The organism is Collinsella aerofaciens (assembly GCF_040926405.1).
Classification (GTDB): domain Bacteria; phylum Actinomycetota; class Coriobacteriia; order Coriobacteriales; family Coriobacteriaceae; genus Collinsella.
In genome coordinates this window covers 122,871-148,066 of sequence record NZ_JBCOIG010000003.1, presented here as the reverse complement: position 1 = coordinate 148,066, position 25,196 = coordinate 122,871, and the positions used below count along the sequence as shown (strand labels likewise).

The 25,196-nt window shown below is 61.1% G+C and carries 21 protein-coding genes and 1 other RNA gene; 16 read left to right on the top strand and 6 right to left on the bottom strand.

Annotated features, from left to right (window positions below):
- Window positions 1–226 (bottom strand): hypothetical protein (locus AB5758_RS02470; protein WP_368155346.1); only part of this gene is annotated, 226 nt, incomplete at its 3' end.
- Between the two features lie 474 nt (window positions 227–700).
- Here AB5758_RS02470 and AB5758_RS02465 point away from each other — a divergent pair.
- The 8 genes from AB5758_RS02465 (at window position 701) to AB5758_RS02430 (ending at window position 9,192) form a co-directional block, all read left to right on the top strand.
- Complete coding sequence (locus AB5758_RS02465; protein ID WP_158557574.1) at window positions 701–1,618, top strand: class C sortase; 918 nt, start codon at window positions 701–703, stop codon at window positions 1,616–1,618.
- Window positions 1,619–1,938: 320 nt separating this feature from the next.
- Entirely contained in the window at window positions 1,939–2,250 is a 312-nt protein-coding gene (gatC, locus tag AB5758_RS02460; protein ID WP_368141223.1) for an Asp-tRNA(Asn)/Glu-tRNA(Gln) amidotransferase subunit GatC, read from the top strand.
- Entirely contained in the window at window positions 2,250–3,764 is a 1,515-nt protein-coding gene (gene gatA, locus AB5758_RS02455; RefSeq protein WP_368141222.1) for an Asp-tRNA(Asn)/Glu-tRNA(Gln) amidotransferase subunit GatA, read from the top strand. The genes gatC and gatA overlap by 1 nt, the downstream gene beginning before the upstream one ends.
- Window positions 3,764–5,440: an Asp-tRNA(Asn)/Glu-tRNA(Gln) amidotransferase subunit GatB gene (gene gatB / locus AB5758_RS02450; protein WP_368141221.1), complete on the top strand. Its 1,677-nt coding sequence runs from the start codon at window positions 3,764–3,766 to the stop codon at window positions 5,438–5,440. The genes gatA and gatB overlap by 1 nt, the downstream gene beginning before the upstream one ends.
- 403 nt (window positions 5,441–5,843) lie before the next feature.
- Window positions 5,844–6,089: a DUF6110 family protein gene (locus AB5758_RS02445; RefSeq protein ID WP_152067373.1), complete on the top strand. Its 246-nt coding sequence runs from the start codon at window positions 5,844–5,846 to the stop codon at window positions 6,087–6,089.
- 78 nt (window positions 6,090–6,167) lie between these two features.
- Complete coding sequence (locus tag AB5758_RS02440) at window positions 6,168–8,183, top strand: heavy metal translocating P-type ATPase (protein WP_368141493.1); 2,016 nt, start codon at window positions 6,168–6,170, stop codon at window positions 8,181–8,183.
- 143 nt (window positions 8,184–8,326) lie between these two features.
- Complete coding sequence (locus tag AB5758_RS02435) at window positions 8,327–8,680, top strand: hypothetical protein (RefSeq protein WP_368141492.1); 354 nt, start codon at window positions 8,327–8,329, stop codon at window positions 8,678–8,680.
- Window positions 8,677–9,192 carry a type II toxin-antitoxin system VapC family toxin gene (locus tag AB5758_RS02430; RefSeq protein ID WP_368141491.1) on the top strand — a complete coding sequence of 172 codons (516 nt, stop codon included), beginning with the start codon at window positions 8,677–8,679 and terminating at the stop codon, window positions 9,190–9,192. The genes AB5758_RS02435 and AB5758_RS02430 overlap by 4 nt, the downstream gene beginning before the upstream one ends.
- Window positions 9,193–9,250: 58 nt before the next feature.
- On the opposite strand, the gene AB5758_RS02425 is transcribed toward AB5758_RS02430, so the two are convergent.
- The gene (locus tag AB5758_RS02425) at window positions 9,251–9,685 is read right to left on the bottom strand and encodes a hypothetical protein (protein WP_368141490.1); all 435 of its coding nucleotides are present in this window, start codon (window positions 9,683–9,685) and stop codon (window positions 9,251–9,253) included.
- A 239-nt stretch (window positions 9,686–9,924) separates the two neighbouring features.
- On the opposite strand from AB5758_RS02425, the gene ssrA reads away from it, so the two are divergent.
- From ssrA to AB5758_RS02385, 8 genes are all read left to right on the top strand, one after another.
- Window positions 9,925–10,288: a transfer-messenger RNA gene (ssrA, locus tag AB5758_RS02420) on the top strand.
- A gap of 741 nt (window positions 10,289–11,029) precedes the next feature.
- Complete coding sequence (locus tag AB5758_RS02415; RefSeq protein ID WP_368141489.1) at window positions 11,030–11,908, top strand: patatin-like phospholipase family protein; 879 nt, start codon at window positions 11,030–11,032, stop codon at window positions 11,906–11,908.
- A gap of 195 nt (window positions 11,909–12,103) precedes the next feature.
- Window positions 12,104–12,547: a 50S ribosomal protein L13 gene (gene rplM, locus AB5758_RS02410; protein ID WP_022094635.1), complete on the top strand. Its 444-nt coding sequence runs from the start codon at window positions 12,104–12,106 to the stop codon at window positions 12,545–12,547.
- Window positions 12,548–12,549: 2 nt separating this feature from the next.
- Entirely contained in the window at window positions 12,550–12,945 is a 396-nt protein-coding gene (rpsI, locus tag AB5758_RS02405; RefSeq protein ID WP_022094634.1) for a 30S ribosomal protein S9, read from the top strand.
- A gap of 123 nt (window positions 12,946–13,068) precedes the next feature.
- Entirely contained in the window at window positions 13,069–14,406 is a 1,338-nt protein-coding gene (glmM, locus tag AB5758_RS02400) for a phosphoglucosamine mutase (protein WP_368141488.1), read from the top strand.
- Window positions 14,407–14,507: 101 nt separating this feature from the next.
- A complete protein-coding gene (locus tag AB5758_RS02395) occupies window positions 14,508–14,975 on the top strand; it encodes a PTS sugar transporter subunit IIA (RefSeq protein ID WP_229030367.1) in 468 nt (155 codons plus the stop codon).
- Window positions 14,976–15,246: 271 nt separating this feature from the next.
- A complete protein-coding gene (nagB, locus tag AB5758_RS02390) occupies window positions 15,247–15,975 on the top strand; it encodes a glucosamine-6-phosphate deaminase (protein WP_195246024.1) in 729 nt (242 codons plus the stop codon).
- A gap of 448 nt (window positions 15,976–16,423) precedes the next feature.
- Window positions 16,424–19,423 (top strand): AfsR/SARP family transcriptional regulator, encoded by a 3,000-nt coding sequence (locus tag AB5758_RS02385; RefSeq protein WP_368152414.1) that lies wholly within the window; start codon window positions 16,424–16,426, stop codon window positions 19,421–19,423.
- Window positions 19,424–19,492: 69 nt separating this feature from the next.
- Here AB5758_RS02385 and AB5758_RS02380 read toward each other — a convergent pair whose 3' ends face one another.
- The 4 genes from AB5758_RS02380 to AB5758_RS02365 form a co-directional block, all read right to left on the bottom strand.
- Window positions 19,493–19,792 carry a YhbY family RNA-binding protein gene (locus tag AB5758_RS02380; RefSeq protein ID WP_006234690.1) on the bottom strand — a complete coding sequence of 100 codons (300 nt, stop codon included), beginning with the start codon at window positions 19,790–19,792 and terminating at the stop codon, window positions 19,493–19,495.
- A gap of 158 nt (window positions 19,793–19,950) precedes the next feature.
- Window positions 19,951–20,667, bottom strand: coding sequence for a methyltransferase domain-containing protein (locus AB5758_RS02375; RefSeq protein ID WP_368141486.1), 717 nt, complete (start codon window positions 20,665–20,667; stop codon window positions 19,951–19,953).
- Between the two features lie 490 nt (window positions 20,668–21,157).
- Window positions 21,158–22,522, bottom strand: a complete 1,365-nt coding sequence (locus AB5758_RS02370) for a PFL family protein (protein ID WP_035136908.1) — start codon at window positions 22,520–22,522, stop codon at window positions 21,158–21,160.
- Window positions 22,523–22,630: 108 nt separating this feature from the next.
- Window positions 22,631–25,189, bottom strand: coding sequence for a homocysteine S-methyltransferase family protein (locus tag AB5758_RS02365; protein WP_195543886.1), 2,559 nt, complete (start codon window positions 25,187–25,189; stop codon window positions 22,631–22,633).
- Window positions 25,190–25,196: the final 7 nt, after the last annotated feature.

Here is a 25,196-nt window from a genome sequence, read left to right as displayed (position 1 = left end):
GCCATGAGACTTGCGGACACTTTTCTCGTCCATCGACGTTCTTGCTTTGCCATTCTCTTTTCGGGGCAGACTCCGCACTGGAGTCTGCCCCGTTCTTTTTGGGATAACGCAGCCAGGCTCCATTGCCCGATGTATCAAGCGTATGAATATCGAACAGATGTTTGCAAATATTGCGTTTACCAGCTGTAAGTGCGAGTGCTCGCAGTAAAATACCCTTGCGACGCATCCCGTGCGCGGGCGGCCGACGACTCGATCGGAGGTCCCCAAATGCTGAAATTCCTTAACGCGCTCGCCGCCCTCGCGACGGTGGGCACGTTCGTCATCGCGTTTCTTGACTCGTATGAAGTTCGGTTTAAGGTCCGTAGGCGCACGCGCGGTGCGGACGGTGGACGGCATTTGCGTCGAAAGCGCAAATAAGAATGCCCGGGGGTCGGATCCCGGGCATTTAACAAAAGCTGAAAACTAGGCCGCCCGCGCTCTCGTACACTTACGCGGGGTGCGTCGTTTTCTATTGACATTGTATCCCGAATTGCTCAGCCGATTCGGGACATTTTGAAAACTCAAATGCGGGCCCATACTCGCACTGCGCAATGCTGCTAGGCTGCGTTGTCCGGCGTGGAAGCTCGCTAATCGGCTATTATTTGTTTAGACAACTTGAGTTGTAGAGGAGTGACCGGCGATGGTGCAGGGCGCCAAACATATGAAGAGCAATAACGCCGCGGCCAACGGTGGCTCAAGCCCTCAGCCCAAACCTCAACCAAAGTCCAAACGCCGTCGCAAGCGACTGCCGCGCTGGGCCGATCGGCTCATCACCATCGTTATCATCCTTATTGGCGTGGGCCTTATGACCTGGCCGTGGATCTTGGACCGGCTCGAGGCCTCGGGCGTGTTCAATCAGATCAGCACGGTGTCCAGCACCGTGGACGCGCTGTCTGCCGAAGAGCGCGAGCGCATTCTGCTTCAGGCGCGCTCCTTTAACGAGCAGCTGGCGGGCGAGGCCACCGAGCTTCCCGCCGACCAGATCGAGCCCTATGCCCAGCAGCTCATCTTTGACCGCGACCCCATGATGAGCTGGGTCGAGATCCCCTCCATCGACGTGAGCATGCCCATCTACCACGGCACGAGCGAGGAAGTCCTCATGGCGGGCGTCGGCCACCTGGAGGGCACGAGCCTGCCGGTTGGCGGCACCTCGACGCATTGCGTGCTCACCGCGCACTCGGGCATGCGCAACCTGAGCATGTTCGACGACATTCACTCGCTGGAGCCCGGCGACCTGGTGCTGCTGCACACCATGAACAAGACGCTCGCCTACAAGATGGTGGACTCCGAGGTGGTGCTGCCCGAGGAGATGGAGTCGCTGACCATCGAGCCCGGCGCCGACAAGGTGACGCTCGTCACCTGCACGCCCTACGGCGTGAACGACCATCGCCTGCTGGTGCATTGCGTGCGCACCAAGTACAACAAGAAGGACGTCGACAAGCAAAAGTCGCTGGCCGGCCGCCACTGGGGCAAGCGCGAGTTTGCCGTGCTTATTGTAGTCGTGGCCATTGTGCTGTTGCTGCTGGACATCGTGATCCACGCGGTCCGCAAGCGCCGCAAGGCCAAGGCCTCGGCATAAGACATTCTTCAGAACCACCACAAAGAGAACCACCACAAAGGGGACAGGCACCTTTGTGGTGGTCGGGACTTCTAAACCATCACAACATTCGATGAAAATCGCGATTTTGACGAAAAGCGTCGAATGTTGTGATGGTTTTCGTTGTGGGCGGGACGGTTTTCGCTGTGGGCGGTGCGGTTTCGCTGCAGAACCGCCAGCCCGCCGCCTGCCAGCCCGCCGCTCTCGTTACGTTTTCGCTGCATTTGGGTAAAGCGCCTGCTCCAAGCCGGCGCCGCCCTGTATACTAGAGCGGTTTATCTGTTATGCGGAAGGGAGCGCCTATGGCACTCAGCGAGAAAGACGTGCACGGCATCGCCGAGTACGCAAAGATCGCACTGACCGATGACGAGCTCGCCCAGATGACGTCCTACATGAACGACGCCGTCCAGATGCTCGAGCCCGTCCTGCAATATGACTTGCCCGACGTGGAGCCCACGTTCCATCCCATCGGAAGCCTGTCCAACGTGATGGGCGATGACCTGCGCGAGCCCGAGCGCGATCTGCCGCTCGACGTTGCGCTCGAAAACGCCGGCAGCGCGCGCGACCGCTACTTCCGCGTGCCGTCCATTTTGGGAGAGGGGGAGAGCGAGTAATGGCGCTAAGCTTCGATTCCCTTACCGCCGCCCAGATTGCCGTAGGCGTTGCCGCCGGCGACTTTACCGCTACCGAGGTGGCCCAGGCCTCCCTTGCCGCCATCGAGGCGCGCGAGGGCGGGGTCCAGGCATTCCTGCAGGTGGCGCCCGAGCTTGCGCTCGAGGCCGCTGCGCGCGTGGATGCCGACCGTGCCGCAGGCAAGCCGCTGCCCCCGCTCGCGGGCGTGCCGCTGGCTATCAAGGACAACATGAACCTCGTGGGCACGCGCACCACCTGTGCTTCCCGCATGCTCGAGAACTACCAGAGCGTCTACACCGCTACTTGCGTCCAGCGCATGCTCGATGCTGGCTGCCTGCCCATGGGCAAGGCCAACATGGACGAGTTTGCCTTTGGCAGCTCCACCGAGAGCTCGGCCTTCCATCGCACCAACAACCCCTGGGATACCGAGCGCGTGCCCGGCGGCTCCTCGGGTGGCTCCGCTGCTGCCGTCGCCGCGGGCGAGGTCGCGCTCTCGCTGGGCTCGGACACCGGCGGCTCCATTCGCCAGCCGGCGTCGCTGTGCGGCGTGGTGGGCTTTAAGCCCACGTATGGCGCCGTGAGCCGTTACGGCGTGGTTGCCTTTGGCTCGTCGCTCGACCAGGTGGGACCCTTTGGCCGCACGGTCGAGGATGTCGCGCTGGCCATGAATGCGCTTACCGGCGCGGGCCACGATCCGTACGACTGCACCAGCCAGGATTGCGCCGTCGATTTTACCGAGCATCTCAACGACAGCATCGAGGGCAAGCGCGTGGGCATTATCCCTGCGTTTATGGAGGCCGAGGGCCTGACGCCCGAGGTCAAGGCCGCTGTTCAGCGCGCCGCCCAGGAGTTGCAGAACCAGGGTGCCGAGTTGGTCGAGGTCGACCTGCCACACCTGGACGCTGCCATCGCCGCCTACTACGTCATCGGCCCGGCCGAGGCGTTCTCCAACCTGGCCCGCTTCGACGGCATTCGCTACGGCTATCAGGAGGAGGGCTGCGCCAACCTGTCCGACCAGAGCTCGCTTTCGCGCGCCCACGGCTTTGGCGCCGAGGCCAAGCGCCGTCAGATGCTCGGCGCCTACCTGCTGAGCTCGGGCGTGTACGACAAGTACTACTACGCTGCGCAAAAGGCCCGCACGCTCATCACGCAGGACTACGATGCCGCGTATGCCAAGGTGGACACCATCCTCATGCCCGCCTCGCCGCGCACGGCCTTTAAGTTTGGCGAGATCAGCGACCCCACGCAGATGTACCTTTCCGACCTGTACACCATTTCGCTTAACATCTGCGGCAACGGTGGCATCTCGGTGCCGCTGGGCCTGGGCGAGGATACTCAGCTGCCCGTTTCTGCCCAGCTGGTTGGTCCGGCGTTTAAGGACCGTCAGCTGCTCACGTTTGCCCGCGCCCTGGAGCGCGGCTTTGCCGATGCCGCCACGGGTGCGCCCGCGCTTTCCGTCGCGCCCGATTTTGCCGGGAAGGGAGGCGAGCTGTAATGAAGAAGCTTTCCGAGGTCCTGCAGGATTGGGAGGCCGTGATCGGCCTGGAGATCCATACCGAGCTCACCGCACTCGACACCAAGATGTTCTGCAACTGCAAGCTCAGCCACGATGACGAGCCCAACGCCAACGTGTGCCCGGTGTGCCTGGGCCTGCCCGGCGCCCTGCCGGTGCCCAACAAACGCGCTATCGAGAGCATCGTCAAGGCCGGTCTCGCCACCAACTGCGAGATCCAGCGCCACTCGATGTTCTACCGCAAGCACTACTTCTATCCCGACATGGCCAAGAACTTCCAGACCACGCAGGGTCCGGTCGCCTTTGCCATGTACGGCCACCTGGACCTGGACGTGACCGGTCGCGGTGCCGCCGAGCGCCCCGACTGCGCGTTTGGCGAGGCCGAGGCCCAGAGTCTGGCGAGCGCTTCGGCCAACGCCGAGGGCCTGTCTACGTCCATGACGTCGACCATGCGCGAGGGCAACCAGCGTGCCGGCCACCTGGCCAGCTACGACGCGTCCAGCCTGCAGATGCCCGATCGTCGCGAGGACGGTTCCTACACGGTGCCCATCCGCATCCTGCGCATCCACATGGAGGAGGACGCTGCCAAGATGGTGCACGTGGGTGGTGCCGAGGGCCGCATTACCGCCGCGGCCGAGTCGCTCGTCGACTACAACCGCTGCGGTACGCCGCTGATTGAGCTCGTCACCGAGCCCGACCTGCGTACGCCCGAGGAGGCTCGCCTGTTTATGGAGAAGCTCCGCCGCATCTTTGTGACGCTGGGCATTTCGGACTGCTCCATGGAGAAGGGCTCCATGCGCTGCGATGGCAACGTGTCGCTGCGCCGCCGCGGCGAGACCAAGCTGGGCACCAAGACCGAGCTCAAGAACCTCAACTCGTTTAAGAGCCTGCACGACGGCCTTGCCTACGAGATTTGCCGCCAGGCCGAGGTGCTCGAGGAGGGCGGCATCATCTATCAGGAGACCCGCCACTGGGAGCCTAGTCGCAAGCGTACCGTGGTTATGCGTGTGAAGGAGACGGCCGACGACTATCGCCTGTTCCCCGATCCCGACCTGGCGCCGTTCGATCTGGACGATGAGTTCATCGACCGCTGCCGTGGCGAGATTCCCGAGCTGCCCGATGCCAAGCGCGCCCGTTTTGAGGCCGACTTTGGCATTAAGGCGGCCGACGCCGAGCAGATTGCCGGCGACCCCGAGTTTGCCGACTTCTTTGAGGCCGCCGCTGCCGGTATGGCCGGCAAGGAGGCTCAGACGGTCGCGAACTTGCTGGTCAACGAGATGATCGCCTACCTTAAGGGCGCAGGCGTCTCGCTGGCCGAATCCGGCATTGCGCCGGCTCAGGTGGCAGCTCTTGCCAAGCTGCTGGCGACCGATGCCATCAGCTCCAACCAGGCGCACGAGGTCTTTGAGGCCATGGCCCAGACCGGCGACGACCCCAACAAGATCGTCGACGAGCGTGGTATGCGTCAGGTGAGCGATGCCGGCGCGCTGCAGCCGATTGTGGACGAGGTGCTGGCGAACTGTGCCGATCAGGCGCAGCAGTATCGTGACGGCAACCAGAAGGTCATCGGCTTTTTGGTGGGCCAGTGCATGAAGGCAAGCCGCGGCAAGGGTAACCCGAAGCTCTTCAACGAGTTGCTGAGAACGTCGCTCTCGTAAGCGGGAACCGAGGGGCCGGGCGCAGGGCCTTGCCTCTCAATTTCGGACAGTCCTGACTCACGGCGGAGGCGCCACTGGCGCCTCCTGTTCGTGCGGAACTCATTGAGAGGCAAGGCCCTGCGCCCGGCCCCTCGGTTCCGTGACGACTCGGCCGTTCGGGTCAGGTAGGGCTGAATGGAATAGAGTGAATGAGGGCGCTATTGGCGCCCTCATTTTTTGTGGATGTGGCGCAGGGACGGTCCCTTTGGTCACATCGCGCCTCAAGATTTCCAAAAAGTTAACCTTTGTTGACCTTAATAGTTAGATAAACTAAACTATTTTCCAAAAGTGTGCTCGAGCAAACTTGTTTACTCGGGTGCTGAGGCACCGTGCCGCGTCCAATGCGGCAAAAGGGAGAAGCAACATGAAGAAGTCGACGTTCAATACCCTGCTTGTCGGTGGCGGTTTTCTGCTTGGCACGGCCGGCATCAAGCTGCTTACCAGCGCTCCGGTCAAGAATGCCTGCGTGCAGGGTATCGCGTGCGGCATGCGCATCAAGAACTGCTACCAGGACATGGTCGAGCAGGCCAAGGCTAATGTCGACGACATGGTTGCCGAGGCGGCCTACATCACCCAGAGCGAGGCCGCTGCTGACGAGGCAGCCGAGTAACGCTCCCAGGCACAAACTATGAGATTCTCGATTATTAGCGAGATCCCCGGCAGGACCCGTCTTCAATTGGCGGGTCCTGTGCCAGAGAGCGATCTCGATGCACTTCTTAAGCTCAGCGGCGGTATCGACGGCGTGCACAAGGTGCGCGTGTATGGCCGCATTGGCCAGATGGCGCTGGAGTACGACGAGCCGCGCCGCGCGAGCGTGCTCGACGCCTTGGGCGCACTCGATGCTCAAGCTATCGCCGATGCCAAGTCGGGCTACGTGATGCAGCTTGAGCCACGCAAGCACAAGCTCGTCATGGATCTGGCGACACTCGTCGGTGCCCATTACGCACGTCGCTGGTTCTTGCCGACGCCTCTGCGTGCGGTGTTTGTCGTGGTCGGTTACATGACATTTTTGCGCGCCGCCCTCTGTGAGCTCGCGCAGCCGCGCCTGACCGTTCCCGTGCTCGACGCTTCGGCCATCGGCATCTCGTTCGTCAAGCGCGACGTCGACACCGCGGGTCAGACGATGTTCCTGCTCAACGTGGGCGAGCTGCTTGAGGACTACACCCGCGCCATGAGCGAAAACGAGCTCATCAACTCGCTGCTCGATGTGCCCGACAAGGCGCAAAAGGTCGTCGGCGACACCGAGGTAAGCGTTGCCGCGACCGAGCTTGAGCCCGGCGATCTGGTCGCCGTGCGCACCGGCATGTCTATCTGCATCGACGGCGTGGTCGAGCGGGGGAGCGCTATGGTCAACCAGGCGACCCTGACCGGCGAGCCGCTGGCCGTCGAGCGCAGCGCGGGCGACGACGTGTTCGCCGGCACCGTCGTGGAAGACGGCAGCATCTTAGTGCGCGTGCGCGCCAACACGGCGCAGACCAAGCTGCGCTCGATCGTCTCGCTCGTGCAGACGGCCGACTCGCTCAAGTCCGAGGGTCAGTCGCATATGGAGGACCTTGCCAACAAGATCGTCCCGTGGAACTTCCTGCTCGCGGGCCTGGTTGCGCTTACCACCCGCAGCCTCATCAAGACCTCGGCGGCACTGATGGTCGACTATTCGTGCGCACTCAAGCTCACGGGTTCCGTTGCCGTCATGACCGCCATGAGCGATGCTGCCAAGATGGGGGTGATGGTCAAGGGCGCCAAGTACTTTGAGTCGTTTGCCAAGGCCGATACCATTGTCTTTGACAAGACCGGTACGCTGACCGAGGCCCAGCCGCGCCTAGCTTGCGTGCTCACGACCGACGGCTGGAGCGAGGATGAGGTCCTGCGCCTTTCCGCTTGCTTGGAGGAGCATTTCCCGCATCCGGTGGCGCGTGCCGTGGTCAACGCCGCCCGCGAGCGCGGGCTCGAGCACCGCGAGCGCCATGCTGCCGTCGAGTACATCGTGGCACACGGCATCGCTTCGTCCATCGAAGGACGTCGCGCCATCATCGGTTCCGCGCACTTTGTATTCGACGATGAGGGCGCGCAGCTCGAGTCCGACATTAAGGAGCAAATCGAGTCCCAGATGCAGGGCCTGTCGCCGCTGTATCTGGCGGTCGATGGTACCGTTGTGGGCGTGCTCGGTATCGAGGATCCGCTCAAGCCCGGGGTCCGCGAGGCCATCGCCGACCTGCATGCGCTGGGCGTTAAGCACGTGGTCATGCTCACGGGCGACTCGGAGCGCACGGCCGAGCGTATTGCTCGCGCGGCTGGTGTCGATGAGTTTAAGGCCGAGCTGCTGCCCGAGGACAAGTACGCCTATGTGGAGCGGATTAAGCGCGAGGGGCGCCACGTTGCCATGGTGGGCGACGGCGTCAACGACTCACCGGCGCTGGGTCTGGCCGATGTGGGTCTGGCCATGGGCGGTGGAAGCGACATCGCCAAGGAGGTCGCCGATATCATCCTGACCGATACAGATCTGGCCGCAATCGTGCGCCTGCGCCGCATGAGTCAGGGGCTTATCGACCGTCTGTCGAGTTCGTATTCCAAGGTGATGCTCACCAACTCGGCGCTGTTGGCATTGGGTATTACCGGCATGATCACTCCGCAGACGTCGTCACTGCTGCACAACGGCTCAACGATCGCCTACAGCCTGGGCAACGCAAAGGCTTACCTGCGCTAGCAGACGTGTTCGCCCACGTTATCTGGCCTGCGCCCAGACGGCATCGGTGTCGTCCGGACGCAGGCCTTTTGCATTTGACCATTTGCTAGCTTCTCTATATAGTGTTGCTAGCGGTGCTAGCATTTGAAGGGAGCGGGATCAACGTGGGTGCTGTTGGCGGCATGGCGCAGGTGAACGTTCGCGTGGATCGCCAGGTCAAGAACCGTGCCGAGGAGGCACTGCGGCTTTCGGGCGGGTCACTGCCCGAGCTCATCAAAAAGGTGGTGGCCAAGGTCGCGCAGGGTGGCGGGCAGTGCGAGGAAGTGCTTGCGGCCGTCGACGACCGGCAGCAGACCGTCGCGCCCGATACTCCGTTCGCCGCATCATGGGCAGCGGCAGACCGGCTTTATGCAGACTTGGGCATCGCTCCGTCACCCGTATCCGACGATCGCGGTTGGGACGCAATCTATTCCGAAGCCATGGATGAGCATTATCGCCAAAAGGGGATGATCCAGTGAGTGGGGCTCCCCTCAAAATAATGGTGGACGCCAACGTATGGGTCGATTCGTTTTGCGCCGACCATGCCGAGTCGCTCGCTGCCCGTGCCTTTATCGGACAGGCGGCGGAGGCGGGGGCATTGCTGTTCTTTCCAGTGCATATCGCCAAGGACGTGCTGTACGTTGTCCAACACGAACTGAGGCGTAGCGTTCTTGCCAGCGGGGGAGCGCTCGACGAGGCATCTGCCCGTGCAATTGGCGATGCGGCGTTGGCGTTTGTTCGGAACATGACCGAAAACGCCACGGCCGTGGGTGCAGATGCGTCGGACCTTTGGCTGGCCGACAAATACTTAGCGCTCCATCGCGATTACGAGGACAACTTGGTGCTCGCCGCGTGTAAGCGCGCACAGGTCGATTACTTGGTGACCAATGATCGCAAGCTGCTCGAACATGCCGATCTTGCAGCAAAGACACCTCGTCAAATGATGCCGATTCTGGCTTTGGCCGAACGCGGCGGCGCGGCTATCGGCTGACGCGAACTGTTTGTGGGCCTCTTGGACGACGATGCACCAAGGGGCCCGCGTCTGCTATTTACAAAAGCTCGGCCTTGATGGCGGGACTTTCTGCGAGCTGCTCGGCTGCCTTTTCGTCGGAGCTGTCGAGTGCTGCCAGACTGCGGTAGACCCACTCGTTGACCTGGGTGTTCTTGACGTCTGCGGTCTGCATAAGGGCGCCTACCTCGCGGATTGCTGCGAGCAGATCGGCTTTGGGACCCGCGAGCTCGACCTCGATGCCGTGGTAGGCGGCCACGCCGCGGTTCTCACTCACGTGGTCGATAAAGCCCTCGACGGTCTCAAGCTGCTGGGCGAGAGCTGCATCATCGTCAGTGTCCAGCGCGACGAGTGCGTTCGATACCGTGAGGGCGGGATGTCCGCACGGTACAAAGCCTTCGATGACATCCATGGCTTCGGTAATGGTTGAGCCCAGGCCTGCGAGGGCATTGACGAGTTGCTGTTTGGTATCCATAACGGTCCTTTCGACGGGTCAATTTTGCTTGGCGAAAATATACGTGACGCGATCGGTAGCAAAAGTGCGAAGTATGGTGCACATTAGGGTCTTCACAGCTCGTGCATAGAACAGCTGTGCGCTTTCAGAACGTGGTAAGATAGCTATCCACGAGCGGGGTTCACCCCGCGTGTTCCTTGAAAAGTCGACGGTTATCGGGTGTTTGCAGACCCGATACCATCCAGACTTTCCCAACATTCGGGGGCGACTGGTTTCGACACGATAGCTCTGAGAGAGGAAGCAAGCCGAGGTCTCCTCGCCTCGTTAAACAGGGGTACCGTCAAATTGAATTGACAACAACTCTTCTTTTGAGCCTATGGCTCTCGCTGCTTAGTTTATAGCGGCGCGTCAACCCGGTGATTTCCCCGACACCGGTACGACGTCATGTTAGGGGAATGCTCCTGCGCACGTAATCGGTATGGCGCAGGCTAAGACCGAACCGGTTAGGACGCCGCGAGCGTGTCGCTGCGCGCAAAGCGTCCGAGACTAAACCAGCGACTGAGCTTGGAGATGCCAATCAGGGGGCTTTCGTGGACCGGAGTTCGATTCTCCGCGCCTCCACCATAAGCAACAGGCAGGTAGATATTCGTATCTACCTGCCTTTTTATTTCCAGTCCGTACCGCGGAGAATCGAACTCTGTGCAGGGCGCGAGCGTTAAGCAAACGCGGAGCGTTTGTAGTGAGCGGGCGAGGGCGCCGGCAGGCGGCCGAAGCCGGTGCGTATTTGCGAAGCAAATACGCGGATTCTCCGTGCAAACTTCCGACTCAAAACGGATGCGATATTTATCGAATCTCAGCCGGCCATGCGCCGCATCAACGGATCCCCCCCGTACCGCGGAGAATCGAACTCTGTGCAGGGCGCGAGCGTAAAGAAAACGCCTCAGTGACGCAGAGTGGGACGTGCTTTCCCAATGGCGGCCCAGGCGGAAAGCCCATCCCGGAATCCGCGCTCAGACTGGGTCGCAGTTTCCGGATGATGCCTCAAGCGGAAACTGCGACCCGGAATCGAGCCGTAGAGTGGGATATGCTTTCCCAATGGCAGCTCAAGCGGAAAGTACATCCCGGAATCCTCGTTCGGAATGGGATGCAGTTTCCAAATGAATGGCTAGCGGAAAGTTCATCCCGGAATCCGCGCTCAGAACGGGGCGCGCTTTCCCAGCGGCGGTCCAAGCGGAAAGCACGTCCCGGAATCTCGCCTCAAACTGGGACACACTTTCCGCTTCACCTACCTCCTCGAAAAACCCGCGCTCTCGCCATCCTAAAACTGGGTAGAAGAAAGCCAAAACGCAATCGCAGGAGGTCAATATGACTGCAGAAGATAAGGCAAAGAACGCCGGCAAGGTCGCGCTCGTCTTGGAGGGTGGCAGTTTTCGTGGGCAGTTTACCGCCGGCGTGCTCGACGTTCTCATGGAGGCCGGTGTCGAAATTCCGGCGGTGTACGGCGTTTCGGCCGGTGCGCTCAACGGCGTCAACTACAAGTCGCACCAGATCGGTCGCGTCAATCGCATCAACCTGGCTTTCTGCAACGACAGCCGATTCATGGGCGCTGCATCGTTTGCGTCCACGGGTTCCATTGTGGGTTACGACTTCATCTTCAACGACGTCCAAGACCGCCTGGATCCCTTTGACAACGAGACGTTCGACGCGAGCCCCATCGAGATGTACGCCGTCGCGACGGACATGCTCTTTGGAACCGCCACGTACCTCCCGGTCAAAAGCGCCGTGCTCGATCTCGACGCCGTGCGTGCCTCGACCTCGTTGCCGCTGGTGACGCCTCCGGTCGAGATTGACGGGCACAAATACGTCGACGGCGGCGTGGCCGATTCGGTTCCTATCGAGCATGTGCTCGAGGAGGCGGGCTTCGACCGCGCGGTTGTCATTGTCACGCAGGACCGCTCGTATGAGAAAAAGCCCTACGAGTTTTTGCCGGCCGCGCGTGCGCGTTATGCCGACTACCCCTATCTGCTCGAGGCTATCGAGACGCGCCACGACCGTTACAACATCCAGCGCATGCACCTGTGGAAGTATGAGCGCGAGGGCCGCGCGTTGGTCGTCGCTCCGCAAAAGCCGGTCGAGGTCGGCCATGTCGAGCACGATTCGGCAAAGCTTTTGGACCTGTATATCCAGGGCCGTCAGGAGGCAAAGCGCCTGCTCGCGGAAATCCAAGAGTTCGTTGAGCGCTAACGACGGCGAACCCTCAAAAAAATGACAACAGCTAAAGAGCTGGAAAAATCACGGCTCGTGGATGACATGTGCAGAAACTCTGGTCGGAGCCAAAATACCTGTTGACTCGTACGGCGAGCGGGGTAATATGGACGGGTTACTTGCAGAGCCCCGTGAATCTCTGTAACAACACGTACTGTACATGGAGGAGTCTAAGTGATTTCGAAATCGACTCACTACGCCAAGCAGGGCGAGGTCCAGCGCAACTGGGTTCTCGTCGACGCCGATGGTGCTGTCCTGGGCCGTCTTGCCACCCAGATCGCAATGATCCTGCGCGGTAAGAACAAGCCCCAGTTCACGCCCAACAGCGACTGCGGCGACTTCGTTGTCGTCATCAACGCCGATAAGGTCCAGCTTACCGGTAACAAGGCCGACACGAAGACCTATTATCGCCACAGCGGCTACAACGGCGGCCTCAAGGCTGAGAGCTTCCGCCAGGCTATGGAGAAGCACCCGGAGAAGGTCATCGAGCGCGCCGTTCGCGGTATGCTGCCCAAGACCACCCTCGGCCGTGCCCAGATGACCAAGCTTAAGGTCTACGCTGGTGCCGAGCATCCGCATGCTGCCCAGAACCCCACGAAGATTGAGCTGGAGGCTTAAAGATGGCTGAGAACACCGTTGTCTACCAGGGTACCGGTCGTCGTAAGAACGCCGTCGCCCGCGTCCGTCTCGTCCCCGGCACCGGCAAGGTGACCATCAACAAGCGTGACGCCGAGCAGTATTTCGGCCGCCATCAGCTCGTTGAGAACGCCCTTGCTCCCTTCAAGGTGACCGACACCGCCGGTCAGTTCGACGTTATCGCTCTGTGCGATGGCGGCGGCATCTCCGGTCAGTCCGGCGCTCTGCGCCTGGGCATCGCTCGCGCTCTTCTGAACGCTGGCGACTACCGTGCTGACCTCAAGAAGGCCGGTTTCCTTACGCGCGATGCTCGCGTGGTCGAGCGCAAGAAGTACGGCCTCAAGAAGGCCCGCCGCGCTCCCCAGTTCTCCAAGCGCTAAGGTTTTATCTCCTTTCGAGATACAATGTACAAGCGGGGCCTGCCGATTCCTCGGCGGGTCCCGCTTTTCTTTTTCGACTAGGGTGGGCGGTTGCATATCGCCTGCTAGGGAAGGAGCAATCCTATGCCCCAGAACATCTTCGGTACCGATGGTGTCCGTGGCGTCGCCAACGCCGATCTTTCGTGCGACCTCGCGTTTCGCCTGGGCCGCGCGGCGACCAAGTTCCTTGGTCCGGACATCTGCATCGGCCGTGACACGCGCCTTTCGGGCACCATGCTCGAGAGCGCTCTGACCGCCGGCATCATGGCCGAGGGCGGCCGTCCGCACTGCTGCGGCGTCATCCCCACGCCTGCCGTGGCACTGCTCACCGTTCAGAACGAGCTCGACGGCGGCATCGTCATCTCTGCTTCGCATAATCCGCCGGAGTTCAATGGCATCAAGTTCTTTAGCCGCAAGGGCATGAAGCTTCCCGATGCTGTCGAGGAAGAGATCAGCGCCTGGGTCATGTCCGAGGAAGCCATGGCTGCCGACACGCTGCCGACTGGCGCCGGCGTGGGCCACATCACCAAGATGAAGGACGCCCGCAAGGCATACGTCGACCACGCCATCGATACGCTTGATGGCCTGAGGCTCGATGGCTTGGTCGTTGCCGTCGACTGCGGTCACGGTGCTTCCTGCCAGACTACGCCCGCCGCGCTGCAGCGCCTGGGCGCCACGGTCCACGCCATCAACACCGATTATTGCGGCACCGACATCAACGTCGAGTGCGGCTCTACGCACCTTGAGCCCCTGCGCGAGCTCGTGCTGCGCACCCACGCCGATATCGGCTTGGCCCACGACGGCGACGCCGATCGCGTGCTGTTCGTGGACAGCGAGGGCAATGAGATCGACGGTGACTACATCCTGGCTATCTGCGGTTCTGACCTCGCCGCTCGCGGCAAGCTCGCCAACTCCGAGATCGTCTCGACCGTTATGTGCAACCTGGGCTTCTCCATCGCTATGAAGGAGCAGGGCTTCGAGATGGTCCAGACCGCCGTGGGCGACCGCTACGTTCTGGAGCGCATGCTCGCGGACGGCGCCGTCATCGGCGGCGAACAGTCCGGCCACATCATCTTCCTGGAGCACAATACCACCGGCGACGGCCTGGTGACGGCTCTGCAGCTGCTGGCCGTGCTCAAGCGCACCGGCCGCACCCTCACCGATCTTGCCGGTATCATGAAGAAGTACCCGCAGGTACTCGTCAACGTGCATTCCGACAACAAGGCCGGTCTGGACGATTGCCAGCCCATCTGGGATGCCGTCGCTGCTGCCGAGAAGGAGCTTGACGGCCGCGGCCGCATTCTGGTGCGCCCGAGCGGCACCGAGCCGCTGGTCCGCGTGATGGCCGAGGCCGAGACGCACGAGCTGATCCAGCGCGTTGTCGACGACATCGTCGAGGTTGTCAAGCGCGAACTTCCCTAATGGTCAAAAACGGGTGCCAAGTGGTAAACTGTTAAGGTTATTTTGGTTGATCGGTATGTCCGAGGGGGAGCATGTTCACTAAAGTCCTAAGGTCTTTTGGTATGCGTGGTCGAGTCCTTACGTTGGATGCTCCCATCTCGGGTGACGTCATTCCGCTCTCCGAGGTAAACGACCAGACGTTTGCCACCGGCCTTTTGGGCCAGGGCGTGGCGATTCGGCCCACCGGAACGCGTGTGATTGCACCGGCTGATGCCAAGGTCGAGGCCATTTTTCCCACGGGACACGCTGTTGCGCTTAACACGGTCGATGGCTTGGACGTGCTCATCCACGTTGGTTTGGACACTGTTCAGCTCGAGGGCAAGCACTTTACCGTACATGCGCAAGTGGGTGACATCGTCCATAAGGGCGATGTACTCATTGAGTTCGATCGCGAGGCAATTGCTGCCGAGGGCTACGATGTGACGGTTCCCATCTTGGTGTGCAACTCCGTTGAGTTCTCGAGTATCAAGGGCTCCGTTGGCGTGCATGTCGAAGAGATGGACCAGCTCATCGTTGCTCGCGAGCGCTAGCAAGTGCACGTGGCCATTAGCCTACAATTCAAACACGTTTACGGAGGGCGCCCTTGAAAGAGGACGCCCTCCGTGGCAAGATGGGATTTGTCCGAGGCTAAACAGCTTCGGGTCACCGTGGACGGGCAGGGGCCTCGACGCGGCTAGACACGAGACACATACATTACGCGACCTCGCCCTGGTGGCCGCACACGTTGGTTGCGGCCGACGCGGGCCGCGGGCAAGTGCTTGTAAGGGAGCCTTGCCTCTCTTGTACGAGAAAGGATGCGTAATGAAGATCATTAAAGCTAAAGACTACGAGGATATGAGCCGCAAGGCCGCTAATATCATCTCGGCGCAGGTTATCCTCAAGCCCGACTGTGTGCTGGGCCTTGCCACCGGCTCCACCCCGATCGGTGCCTACAAGCAGCTCGCTGCTTGGTACGCGAAGGGCGACGTCGACTTTGCCGAGGTTAGCACCTACAACCTGGACGAGTATCGCGGCCTTTCGCACGACGATCCCCAGAGCTATCACTACTTCATGCGTGAGAACTTCTTCGATCACATCAACATCGACCTGAACAACACGCATGTGCCCGATGGTTCCAACCCCGACGCCGCCGCTGCCTGCTCTGAGTACGACAAGATCGTCGCCGACGCCGGTTACCCGGATCTGCAGCTGCTCGGCATCGGCAACAACGGCCACATCGGCTTCAACGAGCCCGATGACCACTTCTCCAAGGGTACGCACTGCGTCGACCTCACCGAGAGCACCATTCAGGCCAACAGCCGCCTGTTCGACAGCATCGACGATGTTCCCCGTCAGGCCTACACCATGGGTACCCAGACCATCATGTATGCCCGCATGATCCTGGTCGTCGCCAACGGCGAGGCCAAGGCTCAGGCCGTGCATGACATGTGCTATGGTCCGGTTACGCCCGAGTGCCCGGCTTCGATCCTGCAGCTGCACACCAACTGCGTTGTCGTTGCCGACGAGGCCGCCCTTTCGCTCTGCGAGTAGCGCGAATCCTGCAGCTCGACATAACCTTGCCTAAGGCCTCCGCTTTGCGGGGGCCTTTTTGCTATCCCTTTTCGCCCACTTGACCAAAATCTTGCCGCAAGCTTGACGAACGCCGGATGCCCAACAGCTTGATTCATTCCATACCAGATTCTATGCAAAAATGCCACTAGAAGGTCGTAGACGGTAGCGGGTGCTAGGCGAGTTGAATGACATGGCTGAACCTTGTTCATCTGCGTTACACTGCCGCTTAGATGGGACAAGCTGACAAGCTCATTTACCTGCTTAAAGACCGATTAGTCGGGGGATTAATAACAATCGGCCCTCGCTGTACAAAAACTTGCCGCTTGCGTACCAAAAGACAACCTAAAACACAAGGTCGCTCTATTCATAGCGCGGCTTGTATGGTCTTGCGGCTACAGTGTCCATACGGTCGAGTTGAGGAGCGGGCATGGTAAACGATTTGGGCGGTATAGACGAGCTCGAGCTGATGCCGCTGGGCGGAGGCTATATGGTGCGACGCGAACGCTTGATGAATGAGCTTATCGCCAAGGGCCGAAAGGCCGGCATCGTGGTTCTTTATGCGCCCGACGGGTTTGGGAAGACCTCGGTGCTGCTGCAGTACACCCATGAGGTAAAATGCGACCCGACGCGAGGCCCCGTGCGGATTATCGAGGCGGATCGCGCCATTGGGCGCGAGGTGTTTATGCAGCTCGAGGTGGTTACCGAAGAACTCAAAGACAAACCGCACTCCCTTATCGCGATTGATAATGTGCCAAACCTCGATCAGCACGATACCGAAGACCTCATCGACAGGATTCGCGGCCTGCGCGCTATGGGGGTAGGGGTCTTTATCTCCTGCCGTCCTTCAAATCGTCAGCTGATTCATGGGCTGGGCGATTCGGTTAAGATCAATGCGCAGATGCTTAAGGTGCATGCCTATGAGTATTCGGCGTGGGCATCGGCGTTTTCGATCAGCACATCGCTCGACTTTTATCAGCTCACGCAGGGCGTGCCCGAGCTCGTTTCGGCATTGCAGACGGGTCTGTATGGCCAAGGTGACGTAGCCGGTCTGCTCGAAAACGAGATTGTCAACGTATATGGCGCGGCACTTGCCGATCTGGCTTCGCTCGACAATAATGCGCTGTTTTGCGTGGCATGTCTCATGGTTTTGATGGGCGAGGGCAATATCGCAGAACTCGAGGCTTGCGGGGTGAGGCTGTCGATGGTCGACCAGTCCTATTTTGTACGCGACTACCCGATCTTTGGCTTGGATCCCGCCGAGCGGAGTTTTACGTGTCTGGGCACGGAGGATAACGGACGCTTGCGCTTGCGTAAGTTGGTGGCCGAGGTTCGCCCCGAACTTGTTCCGAGGGCGGCCCGGATTTTGCTTAAGGTGGGCCGATGCGATGCGGCGATGGGCCTGGCGGACGCCTTTTTGGACCGTGAAGCGGTCCTTGAACTTGCTGGGCAGTATGGGGTCGATCTGGCTCTGACGGGGCACGGGGCCGATATCTGCCGAGCGGCGCTGGGCACGATCGATGCCGACGATCCGGCTCCAGAGCCAACGCCTGCCGAAGCGCTTGGCGTATATCTGGCAGCGGTCAGCGTGTCCAATACAAAGCTCGCTCGCTATATGGCATCGGTCATCGAGCGCGGGAGCGAACGGGCGGCCTGCGAAATAGACCCTGTTTCATGGAGGGTGGCCCAGACGCTGACGGCTGTTTGCTATGGGGACAACGGGCTTGGGCTTCCTACGAACCTGGCCGTGCCAGAAATCGAGACATCCCATACCGCACTCGATATGTTGTCTGCGCATATCGAGGTCAAGCGGTGCCTGACCGAGCGGGGAAATGACGGCGGCGTTCTACAACAGCTCAAAACGAGCAAGGCCTACGACTGCGAGCTCGACATCGCGGGGATTGTTATACGGGCCGATAGCATGCTGGTGGAGCTCTTTGACGGGTCGTTTGCGGGAACCGACGAGCGCGACGACGAGATGACGGTGGTGCGGGAGGCGCTCGACGTACGTGGGCTTAAGGCGATGGCTATCTGGGTGCGCATGGTGTTGGCGGCACGGCGGCTCCTTTCCGGCTTGCCGGTAACCGACGACGCGGCGTTCAACGAGCTCGATCGTTTTGCCGTGCGCATGCGCGACAACCAGATTCAGCTGTTTGGGCTGTTGCTAGAAGGCTGGCAGTCGCTGGCAGAGGGACGGCCGGTTAATGCAAAGTTCCGTGCGGTCCAAGTGCTCAAACTTGCCGAGGAGTCGATTGCGTACATGCGCGATAACGCATTGCTGCTGGAGCGCGCGGCATATCTGCGTAACACCTCGATGGTTTCGGTGCGCGAGGAAGCGGAGTTGCTCGATATAAGCCAGACGCAGGTTGGTGGAGCGGAGGCCTGGATGGTGGCGCTGCATTTGGCCTGTGCGGGCCGAGACAGCGATCTTGCGGCCTGGATGTCCATGAATCGTGCGGGGATTCTAGAGCCATCGTATCGGCTCTTTGCGCGCCTTGCCATGCATTGTCTGGGCGAGCCGGCGGGCAGGATACGCAAGAAGCTTCCCGTGCGCGAGCTGTCGCGGTACTCGCTGCGCGACGATTTGGAAGGAGAGGGCGAGCGCCTGTTCCAGGCCGGCGAGGTTGAAGCCGTTGATACCATCGACCATATCGAGATTCGCATGTTTGGTGCGTTTCGCGCCGAGCGCGATGGGTTTCCCATCACGGACAAAATGTGGCGTCGCAAGAAGGCGGCGACGCTTGCCGAGCGGCTTGCGCTGGGCATGGATGCGCTCGTCGATCGTGAGACGCTGGCCATGGAGCTGTGGCCCCATGCCGAGTTCAATAGCGCCCGCAACAATCTGTACTCGACGATATCGCGCTTGCGGTCGGCTTTGGGACCGACGCCGGATGGCAAGTCGTGTGTGCTCATCCAAAATGAATGCATTGGGCTCAACGGCGACTACGTCAAGACCGATGTACGGCTGTTTGACCAGATAAGCCGCGAGGTATTGGGAAATCGCACGGGTGCGCGCGGGCCCCATTTAGTTGAGCTGTGCCTTAAGATTGAGCAGCTTTATGCCGGACCGCTGTATGTTCCCAATGGCTGTAATCCCACCTACTTTTTGCGCATGCGGCGCATTATGCAGTCAAAGTACATCGATTGCATGATTAAGGGAGCAAATGCCGCTCTAGAAGAAAACGATCTGCAGTCGGCGATTTGGCTGGCGGAGTCGGGGCTTCGACAGGAAACGGCGCGTGAGGATATGGTGCGCTGCGCCATGCGCGTCTACAGTGCGGCGGGGCGGCGGCGCGATATCGTCGAGCTGTACAGCGGGCATATGCACCACCTGAGGGAGCAGGTCAATGGCGTGCCCGAGCCCGAGACGCGGCGTCTATACGAGCGCTTGGTGGAGGGGCGGCTCAATCGCGTGCTGGTCGAGCGATAAAAAACGGGTGCCCGAAGTACTTGGGCACCCGTAAGCTTGCTATGTGTTGGATCGCCGGATCATTGGCTCTTAGACGAGCTTGATCTTCTCGATGTCCTTGCGCGAGGACTCGCGATACAGTGAGAACTTGCGGCCGATGACCTGGACGACCTCAGCGTGGCAACGCTCGGCGAGCTCCTCGGCGGCCTCGCGGGCGGAAAGGCTGGAGCCATCGAGCACGGAGCACTTAACGAGCTCGTGCTTCTCCAGGTAGGCGACCGTCTGCTCGACGGTGCCCTCGTTGACATCGGACTTACCGATGATGATGGCGGGGTTGAGGTGATGGGCCATGCTGCGAAGCTGCTTGACCTGTGCTCCTGTCAGTGCCATGGGTTCTCGCTTTCTATGTATGGGGCGCCCCGCGACGGGGCCTTAATTTACGTGAGCTGTCCCACGATAGCGCAGGAACGGTGCGGTGTGGAGCGCGTTTGCCCAGTTCAAAAAGAATGCGGATGCCGAGTGAGTGGGCAGTGCGGGCTGCGAACAGGCTATGAGCTGGGCGCAGAGACCGGCTCCCATGCAATAAACGCCCAACGGACCTTGCGGACGTGGTCGAGCATATAGCGTCCCTGCGGCACACCCTTGGAGCCCGGCTCACCGGCATGGGGGTTCTCAATCATGTGCTGGGCGATGTAGTCGCGCAGACGGTCGACCTTATCCTCGTTGCCATGCTCGAGCATACGGGAAAAATCTGCTACGCCCGCTTCAAGGTTATCGAAGGTATCGCGACGAGGCGATTCAAAGTATGTAACCTGCGGCAACGCGCCCATCTGAATGAGGATGTTGAAGGCATACACAAAGCCATTGCTGCAGGTAACCGAGGCGCCGATAGCGTTCATCAAGTGCAGATCATAGCGCGGGCTGGAGTTGGCGACCATCGTGACAGCACAACGCCGACGAGCCGTACGATCAAGCTTGGCAAGCGCGCCTTTTAGGTTGCTCGTGGTGACAGAGCGACTGGCAAAGGCAACATCTACCGCTTTCGCGACCGGTCCAACCAAATCCCAATCATCATCCCAAGCAAGCTCAAGTGGCGTAATCAGGTCCTCGAGCCCATAGTACTCAATGCCAGCATCAAGGGTGCCCAACATGGCAGGGGAAAAATCAGCGGCAATCACGGGATGCCCGTCTTGAGCAAGCGGAATAGCAATCGACCCAGCCCCACACCCCATATCGAGCACCGACTCGTCGGGCTCAAGCGCCAACAGCTTTATAAAATCCCGAGCATACGGAGCAGTCTCCAACGGCCGAAAATGCCGAGCCCTTTTATCCCACTCAAAAGAATCATCAGCCCGCCGCCGACCAGCTTGCAGGCGCATCCACTCCTGATTCCAATCAGCAGAAAGAAGCTCAGAGCGAGCATCCCCATCAACCACGGGCCAACCTCCTAGCAACAAAAAAGCGACTCCCCCCAAAAGAAGAGCCGCAACCAGCATATATCAGAAAAAGAACCGTTCCAACGCCAAACCGCCGCACCAGCCAAGTGGTGCAGGAGCGAAGCAACTGCAACCGGGATAGAACCCAACTGAGGTCCCGTTGTGCGGGAGCCCCGGGGAGGGCAAATATATAAGGTCGATCGCGAGTTCCGCACGAGCCGGAGAGCACTTAATGTGCTCTCCGTGCGAGTCAGGACTGTTCGAGCAGGCGACCTTATATATTTGCCCTCCCCGGGGCTCCTCGCCAGTCCCCCCTCAGCTAGTTCTTGAGCGAGTTCAGCGGTGCCGGGAAGCGTCCGCCACGGTGGGCAAGCACGGTGCCGGCGTTGGGGTTCACCGGCATGATGGGCGCACGGCCAAACAGGCCGCCGTACTCGACGCAGTCGCCCACGCCCTTGCCGATGGCGGGAATCACGCGCACGGCCGTGGTCTTGTTGTTGATGACGCCGATGGCCATCTCGTCGGCGATGATGCCGGCGATGGTCTCGACCGGGGTGTCGCCGGGGATGGCGATCATGTCCAGGCCAACGGAGCACACACAGGTCATGGCCTCGAGCTTCTCGAGCGAAAGCGCGCCGGCTTCGACGGCGGCGATCATGCCGGCGTCCTCGGACACGGGGATAAAGGCGCCGGAGAGACCGCCCACGCTGGAGCTGGCCATGACGCCGCCCTTCTTGACGGCATCGTTGAGCATGGCGAGCGCACAGGTCGTGCCCGGGCCACCGCAGGTGCCCACGCCGATGATCTCGAGGATACGGGCAACGGAGTCGCCGATGGCAGGCGTGGGAGCCAGCGACAGGTCGACAATGCCCTTCTCGACACCCAGACGATGGGCGGCCTCGCGGCTCATGAGCTCGCCGGCGCGGGTGATCTTAAAGGCGGTCTGCTTAATCTTTTCGGCGACTTCCATCATCGATGCGGAATCGGGCAGCGTCTCCAGGGCTGCGGCCATAACGCCGGGGCCCGAGACGCCTACGTTGATGACGGCGTCGGCCTCGCCACCGCCGTGGACGGCGCCCGCCATAAACGGGGAGTCCTCGACCATGTTGGCAAAGCAGACAAACTTGGAGGCGCCAACGGAATCCTGGTCGGCCGTGAGCTTGGCGGCGTCGATGATGGTCTGAGCCGCCATGAGCACGGCGTCCATGTTGATGCCGGCGCGCAGGCTGGCGACGTTGACGCTGGAGCAGACGCGGCTCGTGGTGGCGAGCGCCTGGGGGATGGACTGGATGACGCGGCGGTCGGCGTCGCCGATGCCCTTCTGGACGAGTGCGGAGAAGCCGCCCAGGTAGTCGATGCCGAGCGTCTCGGCCGCGCGGTCGAGGGCATGCGCGATGGGGGTGAGGTCCTCATCCTTGCAGCATGCGGCGATCTGCGCCACCGGGGTGACGGAAACGCGCTTGTTGACGATGGGGATACCGTACTCGCGCTCGAGGTTCTCGGCGGTCTCGACCAGATGCTCAGCCGTGTGCGTCACGTGGTCGTAGATCTTCGTGCACATGCGGTCGAGGTTCTCGTCACCGCAACCCATGAGCGAAACACCCATGGTGATGGTCCTGATGTCGAGGTTCTGTTCCTCAACCATGCCGCGGGTTTCCGCGATTTCTGCGGGCGTGATCGCCATCCTTGCGCTCCTATCTGCCAAAACGAGCATAATCTTATCTATTCTAACGTGCCGCACGTGCCAAGTGGCGCATGCGGCACGTTTTGGTGCTCGGTTGTTTCCGTTGTGTTACTGCCCAAAGACCTCTTCGGCGATGCGCGCGCTCTCGGCGGCGTCCTTGGCGTAGTAGTCCGCGCCGATCTGCTTGGCGTATTCGGGGGTGAGTACGGCGCCGCCCACGATGATCTTGACGCCCGGCACCTCGGAATGAAGCAGCTTGATGGTCTCCTCCATGGCGACGACCGTGGTAGTCATAAGCGCCGAGAGGCCGACGAGTTTGATATCGCGCTCCTTGACGGTCTTGAGTACCTCCTGCGGATCGACGTCGCGGCCCAGGTCAAAGACGGTGTAGCCGTAGTTGTCGAGCAGCATTTTGACGATGTTCTTGCCAATATCGTGGATGTCGCCCTTGACGGTGGCCACGCAGATCTTGCCCTTGTCGGCAATCTCGCCGGCGGGCATCAGGCGCTTGATGGTGTCAAAACCAACACGTGCTGCCTCGGCCGAGGCCATAAGCTGCGGCAAGAAGAACTTGCCCTGGTCAAAGAGGACGCCAACCTCATCGAGGGCGGGGATAAAGTGATTGTTGATGAGGTCCATGGCGTCGTGATCTGCCAGCAGACGCTCGGTCTCGGCAGCGATCTCGCCTTTGCGGCCCGAGACGACCATGCGACGAATCGGGTCGTCGTTGCCGTCGGTGCCGGCGGTGCCAGCAGCGGGCACAGCGTCGGTCGATACTGCCTGAGCAGCTGCCGGGTTGGCGGCGATCTTATACGGATCGGTCCAGCCGCCGTAGCGCTCGATGTATCCGGTCGAGCCCTCGTCCTCAACGCTCAGGACGCGATAGCTGTAGACGGTATCCATAAAGCGCTTGGAGCCCGGGTTCATGATGGGGGCATCAAGACCTGCGCCAAAAGCGGCGGCCAAAAAGACCGAGCCCAGCAGCGGGCGGGCAGGCAGGCCAAAGCTGATGTTCGACACGCCGAGCGCGCATTTGACGCCCAGACGCTCCTTGCACAGGGACATGGCGCGCAGGATCTGCTCGGCCTGGCGTTGATTGGTCGAGGCGGTCATGACCAGACAGTCGATGAGGATGCGGTCCGGTCCGATGCCGTAGCGGGCAGCCTCGGCCACGATGCGTTCGGCGATGGCGAAGCGGGCCTCGGCGGTATCGGGGATGCCGCCTTCGTCGAGCGTAAGTCCGACAACGTTGGTGCCGTAGTGGGCGACCAGCGGAAAGATCTCATCCATGATCTGCTGCTTGCCATTGACCGAGTTGATGATGGGCTTGCCGGCGTAGCGGCGCACGGCGGCCTCGACGGCTGCGGGGTCGGTGGAGTCGATCTGCAGCGGCAGCAGCGTGGAGCCCTGGAGCTGCTCGGTGGCCTGTTGGATGATCTTGACCTCGTCGATCTCGGGCAGGCCCACGTTAACGTCCAGGATGTCGGCGCCCTGTTCCTGCTGGCTGATACCCTGGCTCACGACGTAGTCCAGGTCGCCGTCGCGCAGGGCCTGCTGCAGGCGCTTTTTGCCGGTGGGGTTGATGCGCTCGCCGATGACGGCGATCTTGTGGCCGTCGCAGGGAAGGTCCACGACCGTTTGGGCGCTCGTGACCGACATGCTGGGCTTGCGGCGGCGTGGGCTGGGCGTGTGGTTATCGATAAGCGTGCGTAGCGCTGCCATGTGCGCCGGCGTGGTGCCGCAGCAGCCGCCCACGACGCTCACGCCGTCGGCGATCATGCCGGCGACGGCCTCGGCGTATTCGGGGGCCTGGATATCAAAGACGGTGTTGCCGTCGTCGTCCACATGGGGGAGTCCTGCGTTGGCCTGCACCATGATGGGTTTGTCGGTGACGGTGAGCATGCGTGCGGCAAGACCGCGGAGCTCGGCCGGTCCCTGGCTGCAGTTGATGCCTAAAACGTCGGCGCCGATGGCGTCGAGCGTGATGGCGGCCACCTCGGGACTCGTGCCCAGAAACGTGCGGCCGTCTTCCTCAAAGGTCATGGTGGCAAAGACGGGCAGGTCGGAGTTCTCGCGGCAGGCGAGGACGGCCGCCTTGATCTCGGCAAGGTCGGTCATGGTCTCGATAATAAAGAGGTCCACACCCGCGGCGACGCCGGCGCGCACTTCCTCGGCAAAGAGGTCGTAGGCCTCGTCGAAGCTCAGAGTACCCAGGGGGCGAAGCAGCGCGCCGATGGGGCCGATATCGCCGGCGACGTAGCGGGCGCCGGCCTCGCGGGCACAGGCGACGGCCGCGGCAAAGACGTCTGCCACGGTGGCGGCACCGTCGAGCTTGTGGGCGTTGGCGCCAAAGGTGTTGGCGGTAATCACGTCGCAGCCGGCCTCGACATATTGACGTTGGATATCAGTGATAACCTGGGGTTCCTCAAAGTTGAGCAGCTCGGGCAGGGCGCCCGCCTTCATACCAGCGGCCTGCAACATGGTGCCCATACCGCCGTCGAACAGCAAGTGCCCCGTGCCCTCGATGGCGGCGCGCAGGCGATCGTCCTTAATGCGCAGATCGTCGATCGTGCGCGTCTTGTACGTGGCACCGTTGCGACGTGCGGCATCAACGGGTGCCGCCAATGCAGTGCCGTCAGAATCATGAGTGATAAGCGGAGTAAACATCGGGGGC